Below are 15,408 nucleotides of genomic sequence, written 5' to 3'. Positions count from 1 at the left end.
GGCGGGTGACCTGTGCGGCCCCGCAAGGGGCGCCGATCGCCCTGGGGTAATCCGTTACCGCCCGGGGCCCACGGGCGCTCATACTCGGTCACGTGTTCCTGACGATCACCACCACCGGCACCCCCGAACGCCCCGCCACCGACCTGGGCTATCTGCTGCACAAGCATCCCGGCAAGGCGCAGGCGTTCTCCACGTCCTACGGCAGGGCCCACGTCCTCTACCCCGAGGCCGACCCCGAACGCTGCACGGCGGCGCTGCTGCTGGAGGTGGACGCCGTGGCGCTGGTCCGGCGCGGCAAGGGAAAGGGCCGTGGCGGCGCACCCGACGCGGCGCTCGCCCAGTACGTCAACGACCGCCCGTACGCGGCCTCCTCGCTGCTGGCCGTCGCGCTCAGCGGCGTCTTCTCCAGCGCGATGCGGGCCGTGTGCGCCGCGAAACCGGAACTGCCCGCGCAGGCAAGGCCGTTGCGCATCGAGGTGCCCGCGCTGCCCGCCCGCGGCGGCCCCGCTCTCGTCCGGGCGCTGTTCGAGCCGCTCGGCTGGACGGTGACCGCGGACCCGGTGCCCCTGGACCCCGCGTTCCCGGAGTGGGGCGACTCGCGGTACGTACGGCTCGTCCTGGAGTCGCGGACCCTGACCCTCGCCGAGGCCCTGCGCCACCTCTATGTGCTGCTGCCGGTCCTCGACGACGCCAAGCACTACTGGGTCTCCTCCGACGAGGTCGACAAGCTGCTGCGCGCCGGTGAGGGCTGGCTGTCCGAGCACCCCGAGCAGCGCCTGATCACCAGCCGCTACCTCTCCCGCCGCTGGTCGCTGACCCGGCAGGCCATGGAGCGGCTGGAGCTGGTGCGGCTCGCCGAGACCGACGACAGCGCGGTCGAGGACATCGACAACGCCGTCGGGGAGGAGGCCGAGACCGAGGAGAAGCCGACCCCGCTGGCCGTGCAGCGCCGCGACGCGCTCATCGAGGCGCTGCGCACCGCCGGTGCCGCCCGGGTGCTCGACCTCGGCTGCGGCCAGGGCCAGTTGGTGCAGGCCCTGCTGAAGGACCCGAGGTTCACCGAGATCGTCGGTGTGGACGTGTCGATGCGCGCGCTCACCATCGCCGCGCGCCGGCTGAAGCTGGACCGGATGGGCGAGCGGCAGGCGTCCCGCGTCCGGCTGGTGCAGGGCTCGCTCGCCTACACCGACACCCGGCTCAAGGGCTACGACGCGGCCGTGCTCAGCGAGGTGATCGAGCACCTCGACCTGCCCCGGCTGCCCGCCCTGGAGTACGCGGTGTTCGGCGCGGCCCGCCCCCGCTCGGTCCTCGTCACCACCCCGAACGTCGAGTACAACGTCCGCTGGGAGTCCCTCCCCGCCGGACATGTACGGCACGGCGACCACCGCTTCGAGTGGACCCGCGAGGAGTTCCGCGGCTGGGCGGGCGCCGTCGCCGAACGGCACGGCTACATCGTGGAGTTCGTCCCTGTCGGGCCGGACGACCCCGAGGTGGGCCCGCCCACCCAGATGGCCGTGTTCACCCTGACCACCCCCACGGCCGGCACCCCGCAGAAGAAGGAGGCGAAGGCGGCATGACCGAGACAGCGGACAAGGGCCGGGTGCTTCCCGTCACCGACCTCTCCCTCGTGGTGCTGATCGGCGCCTCGGGCTCCGGCAAGTCCACCTTCGCGCGGCGGCACTTCAAGCCCACCGAGGTCATCTCCTCCGACTTCTGCCGCGGCCTGGTCTGCGACGACGAGAACGACCAGAGCGCCACCCGGGACGCCTTCGACGTCCTGCACTACATCGCGGGCAAGCGGCTGGCCGCCGGCCGCCGTACGGTCGTCGACGCCACCAGCGTCCAGCAGGACTCCCGCCGGCAACTGATCGACCTGGCCAAGCAGTACGACGTGCTGCCCGTCGCCATCGTGCTCGACGTGCCCGAGGAGGTGTGCGCCGAGCGCAACGCGGGCCGCACCGACCGCGCCGACATGCCGCGCCGCGTCATCCAGCGCCACACCCGCGAACTCCGCCGCTCGCTGCGCCACCTGGAGCGCGAGGGCTTCCGCAAGGTGCACGTGCTGCGGGGCGTGGCGGACGTGGAGAACGCCACCGTCGTCACCGAGAAGCGCTTCAACGACCTGACCCATCTCACGGGTCCGTTCGACATCGTCGGCGACATCCACGGCTGCGCCGCCGAACTGGAGTCGCTGCTGGGCAAGCTGGGCTATGCCGACGGCGTGCACCCGGAGGGCCGGACGGCCGTCTTCGTGGGTGACCTCGTCGACCGCGGCCCGGACAGCCCCGGGGTGCTGCGCCGTGTGATGTCCATGGTGAAGTCGGGCAACGCGCTGTGCGTGCCGGGCAACCACGAGAACAAGTACGGCCGCCACCTGAAGGGCCGCACCGTCCAGCACACCCACGGACTGGCCGAGACCATCGCGCAGATGGAGGGCGAGAGCGAGGAGTTCCGCGCCGAGGTACGGGAGTTCATCGACGGACTCGTCAGTCACTACGTCCTCGACGGCGGCCGGCTGGTGGTCTGCCACGCCGGTCTGCCGGAGAAGTACCACGGCCGCACCTCCGGCCGGGTCCGCTCGCACGCGCTGTACGGCGAGACCACCGGCGAGACCGACGAGTTCGGGCTGCCGGTGCGCTACCCGTGGGCGGAGGACTACCGGGGCCGGGCCGCGGTCGTCTACGGCCACACCCCCGTCCCCGAGGCGACCTGGCTGAACAACACCATCTGCCTGGACACCGGCGCCGTCTTCGGCGGCAAGCTCACCGCGCTGCGCTGGCCGGAGCGCGAGCTGGTCGACGTACCGGCGCGGCAGGTCTGGTACGAGCCGGTGAAGCCGCTGCGGTCGGAGGCGCCCGGCGGGCACGACGGGCGGCCGCTCGACCTGGCGGACGTCCACGGCCGCCGGATCGTCGAGACCCGCTACGACGGGCAGCGGCGCGTCTCGATCCGGGAGGAGAACGCGGCGGCGGCACTGGAGGTCATGAGCCGGTTCGCGGTCGACCCGCGGCTGCTGCCGTACCTCCCGCCGACCATGGCTCCGACCGCCACCAGCCAGGTGGAGGGCTATCTGGAGCACCCTGCGGAGGCGTTCGCGCAGTACGCGAAGGACGGCGTGGAGCGGGTCGTGTGCGAGGAGAAGCACATGGGCTCGCGCGCGGTCGCCCTGGTGTGCCGCGACGCGGAGGCCGCGCGCCGGCGCTTCGGCGTCGGGGGAGGGGCCACCGGGTCGCTCTACACCCGTACCGGCCGGCCGTTCTTCGACGACGCGGCGGTGACCGAGGAGGTCCTCGGGCGGCTGCGGGCGGCGGTGGACGCGGCGGGCCTGTGGACGGAGCTGGACACCGACTGGCTGCTGCTGGACGCCGAGCTGATGCCGTGGTCGCTGAAGGCGTCCGGGCTGCTGCGGTCCCAGTACGCGGCGGTCGGCGCCGCCTCCGGAGCCGTTTTCCCGGGCGCGCTGGCCGCGCTGGAGGGCGCCGCGGCCCGGGGCGTCGACGTCACGGACCTGCTGGCCCGGCAGCGGGAGCGTGCCTCGGACGCGGCCGCGTTCACGGCGGCGTACCGCCGCTACTGCTGGCCGACGGACGGCCTGGACGGTGCACGCCTGGCCCCGTTCCAGCTGCTCGCCGTCCAGGGCCGCAGCCTCGCGGGCCTGCCGCACGACGAGCAACTGGCCCTGCTGGACCGGCTGGTGGAGCACGACGCCAGCGGGCTGCTGCAGACCACCCGCCGGCTCCACGTCGACACCGGCGACCCCGCGTCGGTGGCCGCCGGTGTCGACTGGTGGCTGGAGCTGACCGGCCGGGGCGGCGAGGGCATGGTCGTCAAACCGCTCGGCGCCCTGGTCCGCGACGGCGAGGGCCGCCTGGTGCAGCCCGGCATCAAGTGCCGGGGCCGGGAGTACCTCCGGATCATCTACGGCCCGGAGTACACCCGCCCCGACCACCTCGCCCGGCTGCGCGGACGCTTCCTCAACCACAAGCGTTCGCTGGCGATCCGCGAGTACGTGCTGGGCCTGGAGGCCCTGGACCGCCTCGCGGAGGGCGAGCCGCTGTGGCGCGTCCACGAGGCGGTGTTCGGGGTGCTGGCCCTGGAGTCGGAGCCGGTCGACCCGCGACTGTGAGGTCAGCGCCCGCCGCGCGCCAGCGGCGGGTCGAGGGCCTCCAGGGTGGCCACCTCACCGGTGTCCGTGTAGCCACCGGCGACGTAGAAGCAGTTGCCGGTGGCTCCGGGGGGACAGGGAAGAGCCGCCGCGGCCGCCCGGTAGCGGGCAGTCGGCAGGGACGGCAGGGTGGTCCAGGCGTTGGACGCCGGATTGAACGACAGGGCGGTGTCCTGCGCGTCGATGTTCACGCCGCCCGCTGCGTACACGCACAGGCCCGTCTGGCCCGGTGGGCAGGTCGTGGAGGCCACGGCCAGGGACGACCGGGCGACGGGGAGCCGTGTCACGAGGCTCCAGGCCCTGGTGACCGGGTTGTAGGACTCCACCGTGTCCGAGTAGTCCGAGTCGAACCCGCCGACCGCGTAGACGCAGGTACCCGTCTGGGTGCCCGGGCAGGGTGCGGCCGTCGCGCCGAGGTTCTGGCGGGCCCGGCGCAGTGACGCGACCGTGGTCCAGGTTCTGGTGGCGGGGTTGAACGCCTCCACGGTCGCGAGCGCGCCGCTGGCACCGACACCGCCGACGGCGTAGACGCAGGTCCCGGTCTGACCTGTCGGGCAGGGCGCCGCCGCCACCCCGAGCGCCGACCGGGCCGTCCCCAGCGACGTCACCGTGGACCAGCTGCCCGTCGCGGGGTTGTAGAACTGGACGGTCGCGAGCGGGACCTTGTCCCGCTCGCCTCCGACGGCGTACACGCATGTTCCGCTCAGCCCCGCCGGACACGGGGCTGCGGCCGCTCCCAGGAGGCTCCGCGGCGAGGGAAGGCTCGACAGGGTCGTCCAGCTGTTGGTGCTCCGGTTGTACGAGCGCACCGTGGCCAGGGCGGTGTCGTCGACGACACCGCCCACGGAGTAGAGGCAGTTGCCGGTCTGCCCACGTGGGCAGGGTGCGGCGGTGCCGGCCGCGCTCGCGAGAGCCGTCGGCTCGGAGGGCAGCGTGATCCAGTTCAGTCCGGTGGCGGCACCGGCGGGCAGCATCCCGCACAGCACCGCGACGGCGGCGAGGATCCCGGTGAGGGCGCAGCGGGCGCGCCATTTCCGCGGGACCGTACGTATGGGGGGCAAGGCGGACTCCCGTCATCGGGGGGCGTTTACATGAGGTGTCCCACGCCCCCGTGCCGACGCGCCGCCACGGTCCCGTATTTAGCCCTATCGGCTCAGGGCGTGTCGCTCACCCCACCAGCCGCAGCCGCTGCCCGCACACCCCGACCCGTACCGTCTGCCCCCAGGTCAGCTCCACCGCGTCGCTCTCGATGCCGTCCCCGAACGCCACGATCCGCTCGGACTCGACGGTGAGCGTCAGCCGGCTCCCGCCGGTCAGTTCGCCCGCGACGTACGAGGTCCCGGTCGCCGGTGACGGCCACGCCTCCCGGACGCACCACACCAGCCGTTCCTCCGTCGGCGTCGGCAGCCGGGGTCCCCCGCCGCGCTCCTGCCACACCGAGCGGATCCAGCCGGTGGCGCCGGTGCCGGTGCCGACGAGCACACCCGAGGAGGCCTGGGCCTCGACGACACCCCCGTCGTCGTCGAGGCCCAGGCGGTAGCGGGCGGTCTGGTGCCCGGCGGCGCCCAGGTAGATCTCGTTGAGGGCCAGCAGCCGCTGGGTGTCGTCGGCGACGGCCTCGACCATGGTCAGTTCCGACACCCCGGTCGCGGAGGCGAGCGCCGAGGGCAGCAGGGCGGCGGCGTCGGCGGGGCGGTGGCGGACCAGGACGCCCGGGTTGCGGCCGGGGTCGGTGTCGATGCCGACCACGGGCTGCCCGGTCAGGTACTTGGCGACGTTCGCCACCAGACCGTCCTGGCCCACCACGACGACCACGTCCTCCGGTGCGAACAGGAAGCGGTCCAGGTCGGCCCGTTCCACCTGGCTCTGGCGCCAGGTCAGGGGGATCGCCGAGGTCACCTCCGCCAGCGCGCGCCGGGTGCGGCGGTGCCGTTCGGCGATCTCCTCGACGTCCCGGCCCCGGGAGGAGAGGAAGAAGGCGGCCTGGCCGTGGGTGCCGTGCCGGGCCACCAGGTCCTCGTACTCCGTGGTGCGGTGGACCAGTACGGCCCGCGGGGCGAGACTCACTCCCGCGCTCCCAGCTTGGCGAGCAGGCCGGTCAGCACGTCCGGCGAGATGGTGACGCTGTCGATGTGCGGCAGGTTCTCCGCGAGCCGGGTGCCGGTCAGCGCGTGCAGGGTCGTGACGTCGACGTCCGCGTGGACCCGCAGCCAGGCCGCCTGCGCCTGGGCGCGGGCCTCGCCGACCTCGCGCGCGCCGACGGCCTCGGCGCGGGCGAGCCGTACCGAACGGGCCGCCTCGGCCTCCGCGAGCTTCACCGTGCGCGCCGACTCCGCCTCGGTCAGCCGCTCGGTGCGCCGCGCCTCGGCGTCCGCGAGATGCACCTGCTTGGCGGCCTCGGCCTCCGCGAGCTTCACCGAGCGCGCGGCCTCCGCCTCCGCGAGGCGGACGGTCCGCGTCGCCTCGGCCTCCGCCCGGACCCGGTCGGCCGCCGCGGTCTCCTCCGCCTCACGGCGGGCGTTGGTGCCGCGCTGCTCGACCAACTGCTCCTCGCGCCGGGCCAGTTCGATCCTGCTGGCCAGTTCGTTCTCGGCGATGGCGCGCTCCCGCTCGACCGCCACGGCCCGCCGTTCGTACGTCGCCCGGTCGGCCTCCTGCTGGATCTGCTCCCGGGCCGGGGTGCGCAGCGCGCGCTCCACCTCCGGCTCGGGGCGCAGCGCCATCACGCGTACGGCGACCACCTCGATGCCCGTCGCGGGCAGCCGCGGTTCCGCCGCCAGCCCCGCCGCGACCCGTTCCCGTACCGCCGTCACGCCGTCGACCAGCGCCGCCGCCAGCGTCGTACGGGCGAGGACGTCCAGGGCGTGCTGCTGGGCCGTCTCGGTGAGCAGGGTGCCGAGCTGCTCCAGCGGCGCGCCGCGCCAGACGCCGGTGTCCGGGTCGACGGAGAAGTCGAGGCGGGCGGCGGCCACGGCCGGGTCGCTGATCCGGTAGGTCACCGTCGCCTGCACGGTGACGTCCTGGAAGTCGACCGTGCGGGCGTGGAAGGTCATGGCCAGCTCGCGGTCGTCGACCGGTACTTCGGAGAGCGCGGCGGTGAGCGCGCGGAACCAGAAGCTGAGCCCCGGGCCGTCGTGCACCAGGGTGCCCGCGCGGTGGTGGCGGATGTGTGCCGTCGGTGCGCCGCGCAGATGGCGCCAGCCGAACCGGCGGGTGATGTCGGCCATGAGGCCCCCCTCGCCTTGATTGTCGTCACTGAGACGATAATCGGAAGGATCACTTGTCGTCAAGGGGACGAAAAAAGGGCGGAAACAAGCGGTTGCGAAACGACACAAGAGGGGGTGAAGGCGGGCGCCGGTGGTCAGGATGGAGGCATGGGATTCCATGTCGACTCCGAGGCCGGGCCGCTGCGCCGCGTCATCCTGCACCGGCCGGATCTCGAGCTCAAGAGGCTCACCCCCAGCAACAAGGACGCGCTGCTCTTCGACGACGTGCTCTGGGTGCGCCGGGCACGCGCCGAGCATGACGGGTTCGCCGACGTCCTGCGCGACCGGGGCGTCGAGGTCCATCTGTTCGGTGATCTGCTCGTCGAGGCCCTGGAGGTCCCGGCGGCCCGCGCGCTCGTCCTGGACCGCGTCTTCGACGAGAAGGAGTACGGGGTGCTCGCCACCGACCACCTCCGCGCCGCCTTCGAGAACCTGTCCGCGCCCGACCTGGCCGAGAGCCTCGTCGGCGGCATGACCAAACGGGAGTTCCTGGCGGCCAACCCCGAGCCGACCTCCGTGCGCTTCCACGTCATGGACCTCGACGAGTTCCTCCTCGCCCCGCTGCCCAACCACCTCTTCACCCGCGACACCTCCGCCTGGATCTACGACGGCGTCGCCGTCAACGCCATGCGCTGGCCCGCCCGGCAGCGGGAGACCGTGCACTTCGAGGCGATCTACCGCCACCACCCGCTCTTCCGCGGGGAGGGCTTCCACGTCTGGTCCGAGGGTCAGGCCGACTATCCGTCGACCATCGAGGGCGGCGACGTCCTCGTCATCGGCAACGGCGCCGTCCTCATCGGCATGAGCGAGCGGACCACCCCGCAGGCCGTGGAGATGCTCGCCCACAAGCTGTTCGCGGCGGGCTCGGCGCAGACCATCGTGGCCCTGGACATGCCGAAGCGGCGCGCCTTCATGCATCTCGACACCGTGATGACGATGGTCGACGGCGACACCTTCACCCAGTACGCCGGCCTCGGCATGCTCCGCTCGTACACCATCGAGCCGGGCGTCGGCGAGAAGGAACTGAAGGTCACCGACCATCCGCCCGAGCACATGCACCGGGCCGTCGCCGCCGCCCTCGGCCTCAGCGAGATCCGCGTGCTCACCGCCACCCAGGACGTGCACGCGGCCGAGCGGGAGCAGTGGGACGACGGCTGCAACGTCCTCGCCGTCGAACCGGGTGTCGTCGTCGCCTACGAACGCAACGCCACCACCAACACCCATCTGCGCAAGCAGGGCATCGAAGTGATCGAGATCCCGGGCAGTGAACTGGGGCGGGGCAGGGGCGGGCCGCGCTGTATGAGCTGCCCCGTCGAACGGGGGGCCGTGTAACGAACGCGTGAGCGACGTTCCGGCCGACGGGACTGTATAGAAATGCTATTCGTCGTATAGACTTCCACAGTCCCGTTCTCGTACCTCTGGAGCGCCCCCATGGCGACTGTCCCGACCGCCCTCGCCGGCCGCCACTTCCTCAAGGAACTGGACTTCACCGGGGAGGAGTTCCGCGGCCTGATCGAGCTGGCCGCCGAGCTGAAGGCCGCCAAGAAGGCCGGGGCCGAGGTCCAGCACCTGCGCGGGAAGAACATCGCGCTGATCTTCGAGAAGACCTCGACCCGCACCCGCTGCGCCTTCGAGGTCGCCGCCGCGGACCAGGGCGCCGCCACCACCTACCTGGACCCCTCCGGCTCGCAGATCGGCCACAAGGAGTCGGTCAGGGACACCGCGCGGGTGCTGGGCCGGATGTACGACGGCATCGAGTACCGAGGCGACAGCCAGGACAAGGTCGAGGAGCTCGCCGCGTACGCCGGTGTGCCCGTCTACAACGGTCTGACCGACGACTGGCACCCCACCCAGATGCTCGCCGACGTCCTGACGATGACCGAGCACACCGCCAAGCCGCTGCCGGAGATCGCCTTCGCCTACCTCGGCGACGCCCGCTTCAACATGGGCAACTCCTACCTGGTCACCGGGGCCCTGCTCGGCATGGACGTACGGATCGTCGCGCCGAAGACCTACTGGCCCGCCCAGGAGGTCGTGGACCGGGCCCGTGAGCTGGCCGAGGCCAGCGGCGCCCGGATCACGCTCACCGAGTCCGTCGCCGAGGGCGTGCAGGGCGCCGACTTCGTCGCCACCGACGTCTGGGTGTCGATGGGGGAGCCGAAGGAGGTCTGGGACGAGCGGATCGCCGCCCTCGGCCCGTACGCCGTGACCATGGACGTCCTGCGCGCCACCGGCAACCCGGACGTCCGGTTCCTGCACTGCCTGCCGGCCTTCCACGACCTCGGCACCAAGGTGGGCCGCGAGATCTTCGAGGCCCACGGCCTGGACTCGCTGGAGGTCACCGACGAGGTCTTCGAGTCCGCCCACTCGGTCGTCTTCGACGAGGCGGAGAACCGGCTGCACACCATCAAGGCCGTCCTGGTCGCCACCCTCGCCTGACCCGGGGCCCGCCTCACTCGGGCCGCGGCCGCCACTGCGGAGGCACCACGGCCAGCCGGAACCACACCGCCTTGCCCTGGGCGGTGGGGCGGTGCCCGCACGACGAGCTGAGGGCACGGATCAGCAGCAGCCCCCGCCCGTGCTCCAGCCAGGGGTCGGGCTCCGCGCCGGAGGGACGGGTGAGATCGCCCGGCGGCATGGGGTCGGGGTCGTGCACCTCGACCTGGCAGCCGCTCGGGCGCAGCTCCACCACCAGCTCTATCGGGGCGTCCCCGGCGGCCGTGTGCTCCACGGCGTTCGCCACCAGCTCGGCCGTGAGCAGCTCCGCCGTGTCGCTGTCCGCTCCGTGCTCCAGCTCCGCCAGCGCCGTACGGACCAGGGCACGGGCCACCGGCACGGCCGCGGCGGAGTGCGGCAGTGCGATCCGCCAGGAGGCGGCCGAGTCGGAGGGGCGATCTTGCAAGGCGAGTCCGTTCTTGGCGCAGGGTCCCGTGATCGACATCAGGTGGTCCTGCCTTCAACTTTCAGGAATGGTACGACTAACGGGTTGCTTACCCCGCCCAACGCCCCATCTCGCCTGCCTGCTCCCGTTGTTACCGCGTTATTGACGAGCGGTGACACGGCAGGGGGCCGTACAGGAAAAACCGCCCTCCCGGTGTGGAGGGCGGTAAGAATACTTACCTTTGTCCCAGGACGAACGCCCCGGTGCGGGGTCACACCCCCGCGAACTCCGCGCCCGCGTCACGCAGTCGCTCGTGCAGTCCGTGGAAGACCGCCGCCGAACGGGCTCCGGGCCAGTCCGCCGGGAGCAGCCGGGCGGGCAGCCCCGGGTCGGCGTAGGGCAGATGGCGCCAGGAGTCCAGGGCGAGAAGGTAGTCGCGGTAGGCCTCCTCCGGCGGGGTGTCCGGCCGGTGCTGCCAGGCGTGCAGCACGCTCGCGTGGCGGTCGAGGAACGCCTCGTGCTCCTCGGCGATGGCCGTCAGGTCCCACCAGCGGGCCACCGCCTCGACGGTGGGCGTGAAGCCGAGGTGCTCGCCGCGGAAGAAGTCGACGTAGGCCTCCAGCCCGAGCCGCTGGAGGGCGTGCCGGGTCTCCTCGTACAGCCGGGCCGGGGCGATCCACACACCCGGGGCGGCCGTGCCGAACCCCAGGCCGGCCAGCCGGGACCGCAGGACGTGCCGCTTCTGCCGCTCCGACTCCGGTACGGAGAACACCGCCAGCACCCAGCTCTCGTCACCGGTCGGCGCGGCACCGTAGACCCGCCGGTCTCCGTCGTCGAGCAACTCCAGTGCCTCTTCGGAGAGTTCGTACCCCGCCGCGCCCTGCGCCGTACGGGCGGGCAGCAGCAGTCCGCGCCGCTTCAGCCGGGACACCGAGGACCGTACGGAGGGCGCGTCGACGCCGACCGCGGCGAGCAGCCGGATCAGCTCGGCGACGGGCAGCGGACCCTGCGCGAAGCGGCCGTACGCGCCGTACAGCGTGACGATGAGAGACCGAGGTGCGGGCTGGTCGGACACGTTGATCATTTTAGGTCGTCACCCTCGCGGGCGATCCCCGGCGGTACCGCCGCCGTATGTGACCTTCGTCGTGCCCGTCGGGGTCAGGCCGCGACGGTCGGGCGGTCCGCCGGGACGCGGTGGGGGGCCACCACGCTGCCGTCGGCGTGGAGTTCGCCGGAGTCGTCGAAGACGATCGTGCCGTCGCACAGCAGGTTCCAGCCCTGCTCCGGGTGGGCGGCGACGACGTGCGGCGAGCGGGCGTCGGCAGGAGCGGCGGCGAAGGAGTGGGAACACATGGCGCACCTCCACGTCGGTGGGGGGCCGGCCGTCCGGTCGGCCTCGCATGCGACGACCATGCGCCCGCCCCCGCGGGCACCGCCAGAGGGGGGCCCGAAGCGTGACAGCACCAGGACAACTCCAGGACCGTTCGCCGACGACCGGTGCGGACTCGCCACCGAAGGGGTGACGGTCACGGCCTCGGGCCCCTCCGCCCGGTACCAGTGGAGGCCCCCACCACAGGAGGTCTTCCATGTTGCTTCGTCCCGCACTGGCCGCGGCGGCCGGTGCCGCCCTGGTCCTGCTCGCGCTGCCGGCCCAGGCCGCCACCGCCGACCCCACCGAGTCCCTGACCGTCACCCCGGCCGCCACCATCGCGGCCGACGGCACCGTCACCCTCTCCGGCACCTACCGCTGTGTCGGCAACACGGGGCCGGTGTTCATCAGTTCCGCCGTCCAGCAGGGCGACGCCCCCGCCCGCTACGGCATCGGCGGCAGCAGCGCGCTGTGTGACGGCGCCGTCCACTCCTGGCGGAACACCGGCAGGGTCCAGGGCGACGCGCTGACGGCCGGCCCCGCCCATGTCGAGGCCACGATCACCGAACTCGAACCCCACGGCGGCCTGCCGCTGCCCCGCTTCCACGCGATCCAGCAGCAGGACGTCACCCTGACGCAGAGCTGACCACCCGCCACGCGTGACGCGCCCCGGCGGGCAGCGCGGCCGGGGCGTCGGGACGGGACGGGCGCCCCGGCCGACCGCGGGGCGGCCGCCCGGCCCGTCGGTTCACGGAGCCGGGCGTTCCCCCGACCCGCGGACGATCAGGCGGGTGGGCACGGTGAGGGTGCGGGCGCGGGAGCGGTCGCCGTCGAGGCGGGACAGGGCGGTGGTCGCGGCGGTGCGCCCGATCTCCTCGGGGTCCTGGGCGACCACGGTCAGGGCCGGTTCGAGTGCCTCGGCGAGGGCCACGTCGTCGAAGGCGACGACCGCGACGTCCTTGCGTCTGCTGCGGGCGAGTTGGGTGACTATCCCGAGCGCGACGATGTTGTTGCCGGCGAACAGGGCCGTGGGCGGATCGGTCAGGTCCAGCAACTGCTCGGTGGCCGCCGAGGCTCCGTGCTGGTCGTGGGCGTTGGTGACCAGGGAGCGGTCGTCCGGCAGGCCCGCCTCCCGCAGCGCCTCGCGGTATCCGGCCAGACGCTCGCGGCGGGTGTAGAGCTTGGTGGGCAGGTCCCCGATGAAGCCGATACGGCGGTGGCCGTGGGCGATCAGATGGGCGACGCCGTCGTGGGCGCCCGAGCGGTTGGTGCTGACGACGCTGTCCGTGGCCAGGCCCGTGCCCGGCCGGTCCAGGAAGACGACGGGCAGCCCGCCGGACCGGTGCGGCTTGAGGTGCGCGTGGTCGGCGCCCACGGAGGGGACGACCATCAGGGCGCTGACCCGGCGGGCCAGGAAGGTGGCGGTCAGGGCGCGTTCGCGCTCGGGGTCGTCCGCGGAGGAGCCCATGAGGAGGGTCAGGCCGCGCGCCCCGACCGTCTCCTCGATACCGCGGGCCACGGCTCCGAAGAAGGGGTTGCCGAGGTCGGGGATGACGAGTCCGACGGTGGTGTCGGGTCCCCCGACGCGGATGTTGCGCGCCATCAGGTTCGGCTGGAAGCCCAGCCGGGCCACGGCGGCGAGCACCTGTTCCCTGGTCTGCGCGGAGGCGGGTCCGTCCTCGTTGAGGACGCGGGAGACGGTCTTGGCGCTGACACCCACTTCACGGGCGACATCGGCCAGGGTGGGGCGGCGGTTCGCTGCCATGGAGGTGCGGATCTCCTGTGCTCGTCGGTTCCGCCCGCGGCCTCGGGCGGATCCTTGGAGTCGAATCGTGTCGCCAGAACCTGTGCGAGCGGGTTCTAGCCGGCCTGGACCCCGGCGGCCTTGGCGGCCTCGGAGTCGGTCACGACAGTATCTCCGGCGGCGTCGATGGTGAGTGCGCCGGTCATGATGGCGACGACCTCCGCCATGGAGTAGTCGGTGGGCTTGATCACGGCGGCCCGCCGACCGAGGCGGTGGACGTGGATACGGTCGGCGATCTCGAAGACGTGCGGCATGTTGTGACTGATCAGCACGACCGGCATGCCCTTGTCCCGGACCCGGCGGATCAGGTCGAGGACCTGGCCGGACTCCTTGACCCCGAGGGCGGCGGTGGGTTCGTCCATCACGACGACGCTGCTCGCCCAGGCCACGGACCGGGCCACGGCGACGGCCTGCCGCTGCCCCCCGGAGAGGGTCTCCACCGACTGGGTCAGCGAGCGCAGCCCGATCTTCAGATCGGCCATGTGCTCGGCGGCCTCCTGCCGCATCCGCTTCTTGTCCAGCATCCGCAGCACACTGCCGAGGACGCCGGGGCGGCGCAGCTCGCGGCCGAGGAACATGTTGGAGGCGATGTCCATCGAGGCGGCGACGGCGAGGTCCTGATACACCGTCTCGATGCCGTGGGCGCGGGCGCTCTGCGGACCGGAGAAGACGATGGGCTCGCCGTTGAGCCGGATCTCGCCGGCGTCCGGGGTCAGGGCGCCGGTGAGGGCCTTGATCAGGCTGGTCTTGCCGGCGCCGTTGTCGCCGATCACGGCGAGGACCTCGCCGGGCAGCAGGTCGAAGTCGGCGCCGTCGATGGCGGTGACCTGGCCGTAGCGCTTGACCAGACCGCGGGCCTGCAGGACGGGCGTGGGGGAGGGCAGGGTGCTCATCGGGCCTTCTTCCGGGAGAGCTGGTCGACGGTCACCGCGAGGATCACCAGCACGCCGGTGATCAGGGTCTGGTAGATGGAGGCGACGCCCATCAGCTGGAGCCCGTTGCGGAAGACACCGACGATGAGCACGCCGATGAACGTGCCCAGGACCGAGCCGCGGCCGCCGAAGAGACTGGTCCCGCCGAGGACCACGGCGGTGATGCTGTCGAGGTTGTCGGTCTGACCGGCCTGCGGGTCCCCGACCCCGGTGCGGGAGATCAGGAGCAGGGCGGCGACGCCGTAGAGGAGACCGGCGACGGTGTAGATGCCGATGGTGAGCCGGGAGGTGCGGATGCCGTTGAGGCGGGCCGCCTCCTGGCTGTTGCCCAGCGCGTAGACGTGCCGGCCCCAGCCGGTGCTGCTCAGTGCGTAGGCGAACAGCAGGAACAGGGCGATGGTGACGAGGGAGCCGTAGGTGATGTCGGTGCGGCCGAGCGGGAAGGTCTCGCCGAGGGCGGTCAGCGGGCCGGGCAGGCTGGTGACGGTCTGTTCCCCGGAGTAGATGTGGGTCAGCGCGAACGCCACGTTGAGCATGCCGAGGGTGACGATGAACGGCGGCAGCGGGATCTTCTGCACCAGCAGGCCGTTCAGCAGGCCGAAGCCGCCGCAGACCACCAGGCCCAGCGCGATCGCGAGCAGCGGGGGCAGCGACCCCTGCGCGGCCATCTTGGCGATCACGATGCTGCCGAACGCCATCACGGCACCGCACGACAGGTCGATCCCCGCGGTGAGGATGATCAGGGTCTGCCCGATGGCGAGGGTGCCGACCACCATGACCTGCTGCACGATCAGCGAGAAGTTCCCGCCGGTGAGGAACTGGTCGGTCGAGAAGGAGAAGAAGGCGCAGGCCAGGAGGAGGGCGACCAGCGGGCCGGTGGTGGGCTGGGTGAGCAGTCTGCGGGCCGTGGTCGGTGCCTTGAGCTCGGCGTACGGCGTCGAGGCCGAGGGTGGCGTGGACGTGGCAGTCATGCGAGGTCCTTGTCGGGAGA

14 protein-coding genes are annotated in these 15,408 nt (G+C 72.5%); 5 read left to right on the top strand and 9 right to left on the bottom strand.

Going from position 1 to position 15,408, the window contains the following annotated elements; genetic code table 11:
- The first annotated feature begins 92 nt into the window (after positions 1-92).
- Entirely contained in the window at positions 93-1,577 is a 1,485-nt protein-coding gene (locus U5640_RS09525; protein ID WP_340375363.1) for a 3' terminal RNA ribose 2'-O-methyltransferase Hen1, read from the top strand.
- Entirely contained in the window at positions 1,574-4,126 is a 2,553-nt protein-coding gene (locus tag U5640_RS09520; protein WP_340375362.1) for a polynucleotide kinase-phosphatase, read from the top strand. The genes U5640_RS09525 and U5640_RS09520 overlap by 4 nt, the downstream gene beginning before the upstream one ends.
- 2 nt (positions 4,127-4,128) lie before the next feature.
- Here U5640_RS09520 and U5640_RS09515 read toward each other — a convergent pair whose 3' ends face one another.
- The 3 genes from U5640_RS09515 to U5640_RS09505 all read right to left on the bottom strand — a co-directional run bounded on the left by U5640_RS09515 (position 4,129) and on the right by U5640_RS09505 (position 7,392).
- Positions 4,129-5,226, bottom strand: a complete 1,098-nt coding sequence (locus U5640_RS09515; protein ID WP_340375361.1) for a hypothetical protein — start codon at positions 5,224-5,226, stop codon at positions 4,129-4,131.
- Between the two features lie 106 nt (positions 5,227-5,332).
- Entirely contained in the window at positions 5,333-6,232 is a 900-nt protein-coding gene (locus U5640_RS09510) for a hypothetical protein (protein ID WP_340375360.1), read from the bottom strand.
- Complete coding sequence (locus U5640_RS09505) at positions 6,229-7,392, bottom strand: SPFH domain-containing protein (protein WP_340375359.1); 1,164 nt, start codon at positions 7,390-7,392, stop codon at positions 6,229-6,231. The genes U5640_RS09510 and U5640_RS09505 overlap by 4 nt, the downstream gene beginning before the upstream one ends.
- 147 nt (positions 7,393-7,539) lie before the next feature.
- Between U5640_RS09505 and U5640_RS09500 the strand changes: the two genes are divergently transcribed.
- Both U5640_RS09500 and argF read left to right on the top strand, forming a co-directional pair.
- Positions 7,540-8,763 carry an arginine deiminase gene (locus U5640_RS09500; RefSeq protein ID WP_340375358.1) on the top strand — a complete coding sequence of 408 codons (1,224 nt, stop codon included), beginning with the start codon at positions 7,540-7,542 and terminating at the stop codon, positions 8,761-8,763.
- A gap of 99 nt (positions 8,764-8,862) precedes the next feature.
- Positions 8,863-9,870 carry an ornithine carbamoyltransferase gene (gene argF, locus U5640_RS09495; RefSeq protein ID WP_340375357.1) on the top strand — a complete coding sequence of 336 codons (1,008 nt, stop codon included), beginning with the start codon at positions 8,863-8,865 and terminating at the stop codon, positions 9,868-9,870.
- A gap of 13 nt (positions 9,871-9,883) precedes the next feature.
- On the opposite strand, the gene U5640_RS09490 is transcribed toward argF, so the two are convergent.
- From U5640_RS09490 to U5640_RS09480, 3 genes are all read right to left on the bottom strand, one after another.
- On the bottom strand, positions 9,884-10,372 hold the full coding sequence (locus U5640_RS09490) for an ATP-binding protein (RefSeq protein ID WP_340375356.1): 489 nt from the start codon (positions 10,370-10,372) through the stop codon (positions 9,884-9,886).
- Between the two features lie 211 nt (positions 10,373-10,583).
- The gene (locus U5640_RS09485; RefSeq protein WP_340375355.1) at positions 10,584-11,396 is read right to left on the bottom strand and encodes a PaaX family transcriptional regulator C-terminal domain-containing protein; all 813 of its coding nucleotides are present in this window, start codon (positions 11,394-11,396) and stop codon (positions 10,584-10,586) included.
- 74 nt (positions 11,397-11,470) lie between these two features.
- Positions 11,471-11,665, bottom strand: coding sequence for a DUF5999 family protein (locus U5640_RS09480; RefSeq protein ID WP_340375354.1), 195 nt, complete (start codon positions 11,663-11,665; stop codon positions 11,471-11,473).
- Between the two features lie 233 nt (positions 11,666-11,898).
- On the opposite strand from U5640_RS09480, the gene U5640_RS09475 reads away from it, so the two are divergent.
- The gene (locus tag U5640_RS09475) at positions 11,899-12,327 is read left to right on the top strand and encodes a DUF6299 family protein (protein WP_340375353.1); all 429 of its coding nucleotides are present in this window, start codon (positions 11,899-11,901) and stop codon (positions 12,325-12,327) included.
- Positions 12,328-12,429: 102 nt separating this feature from the next.
- Here U5640_RS09475 and U5640_RS09470 read toward each other — a convergent pair whose 3' ends face one another.
- The 3 genes from U5640_RS09470 to U5640_RS09460 form a co-directional block, all read right to left on the bottom strand.
- Entirely contained in the window at positions 12,430-13,446 is a 1,017-nt protein-coding gene (locus U5640_RS09470; protein ID WP_340375352.1) for a LacI family DNA-binding transcriptional regulator, read from the bottom strand.
- 95 nt (positions 13,447-13,541) lie between these two features.
- Positions 13,542-14,378 carry an ATP-binding cassette domain-containing protein gene (locus U5640_RS09465; protein WP_340375351.1) on the bottom strand — a complete coding sequence of 279 codons (837 nt, stop codon included), beginning with the start codon at positions 14,376-14,378 and terminating at the stop codon, positions 13,542-13,544.
- Positions 14,375-15,388, bottom strand: a complete 1,014-nt coding sequence (locus U5640_RS09460; RefSeq protein WP_340375350.1) for an ABC transporter permease — start codon at positions 15,386-15,388, stop codon at positions 14,375-14,377. Before U5640_RS09460 ends, U5640_RS09465 begins: the two co-directional genes overlap by 4 nt.
- Positions 15,389-15,408: the final 20 nt, after the last annotated feature.

It is taken from the genome of Streptomyces sp. SS7, from assembly GCF_037993025.1.
GTDB lineage: Bacteria > Actinomycetota > Actinomycetes > Streptomycetales > Streptomycetaceae > Streptomyces.
The sequence above is the reverse complement of the archived record's forward strand: the minus strand, read 5'-3'. Positions and strand labels throughout refer to the sequence as shown.

Excerpts from the sequence above, each read along its gene's own strand:
- U5640_RS09520 (WP_340375362.1), top strand. The coding sequence starts at position 1,574 with ATGACCGAGACAGCGGACAAGGGCCGGGTGCTTCCCGTCACCGACCTC.
- U5640_RS09465 (WP_340375351.1), bottom strand. The coding sequence starts at position 14,378 with ATGAGCACCCTGCCCTCCCCCACGCCCGTCCTGCAGGCCCGCGGTCTG.
- U5640_RS09505 (WP_340375359.1), bottom strand. The coding sequence starts at position 7,392 with ATGGCCGACATCACCCGCCGGTTCGGCTGGCGCCATCTGCGCGGCGCA.
- U5640_RS09500 (WP_340375358.1), top strand. The coding sequence starts at position 7,540 with ATGGGATTCCATGTCGACTCCGAGGCCGGGCCGCTGCGCCGCGTCATC.
- U5640_RS09490 (WP_340375356.1), bottom strand. The coding sequence starts at position 10,372 with ATGTCGATCACGGGACCCTGCGCCAAGAACGGACTCGCCTTGCAAGAT.
- U5640_RS09475 (WP_340375353.1), top strand. The coding sequence starts at position 11,899 with ATGTTGCTTCGTCCCGCACTGGCCGCGGCGGCCGGTGCCGCCCTGGTC.
- U5640_RS09480 (WP_340375354.1), bottom strand. The coding sequence starts at position 11,665 with ATGTGTTCCCACTCCTTCGCCGCCGCTCCTGCCGACGCCCGCTCGCCG.
- U5640_RS09470 (WP_340375352.1), bottom strand. The coding sequence starts at position 13,446 with ATGGCAGCGAACCGCCGCCCCACCCTGGCCGATGTCGCCCGTGAAGTG.
- argF (WP_340375357.1), top strand. The coding sequence starts at position 8,863 with ATGGCGACTGTCCCGACCGCCCTCGCCGGCCGCCACTTCCTCAAGGAA.
- U5640_RS09485 (WP_340375355.1), bottom strand. The coding sequence starts at position 11,396 with ATGATCAACGTGTCCGACCAGCCCGCACCTCGGTCTCTCATCGTCACG.
- U5640_RS09460 (WP_340375350.1), bottom strand. The coding sequence starts at position 15,388 with ATGACTGCCACGTCCACGCCACCCTCGGCCTCGACGCCGTACGCCGAG.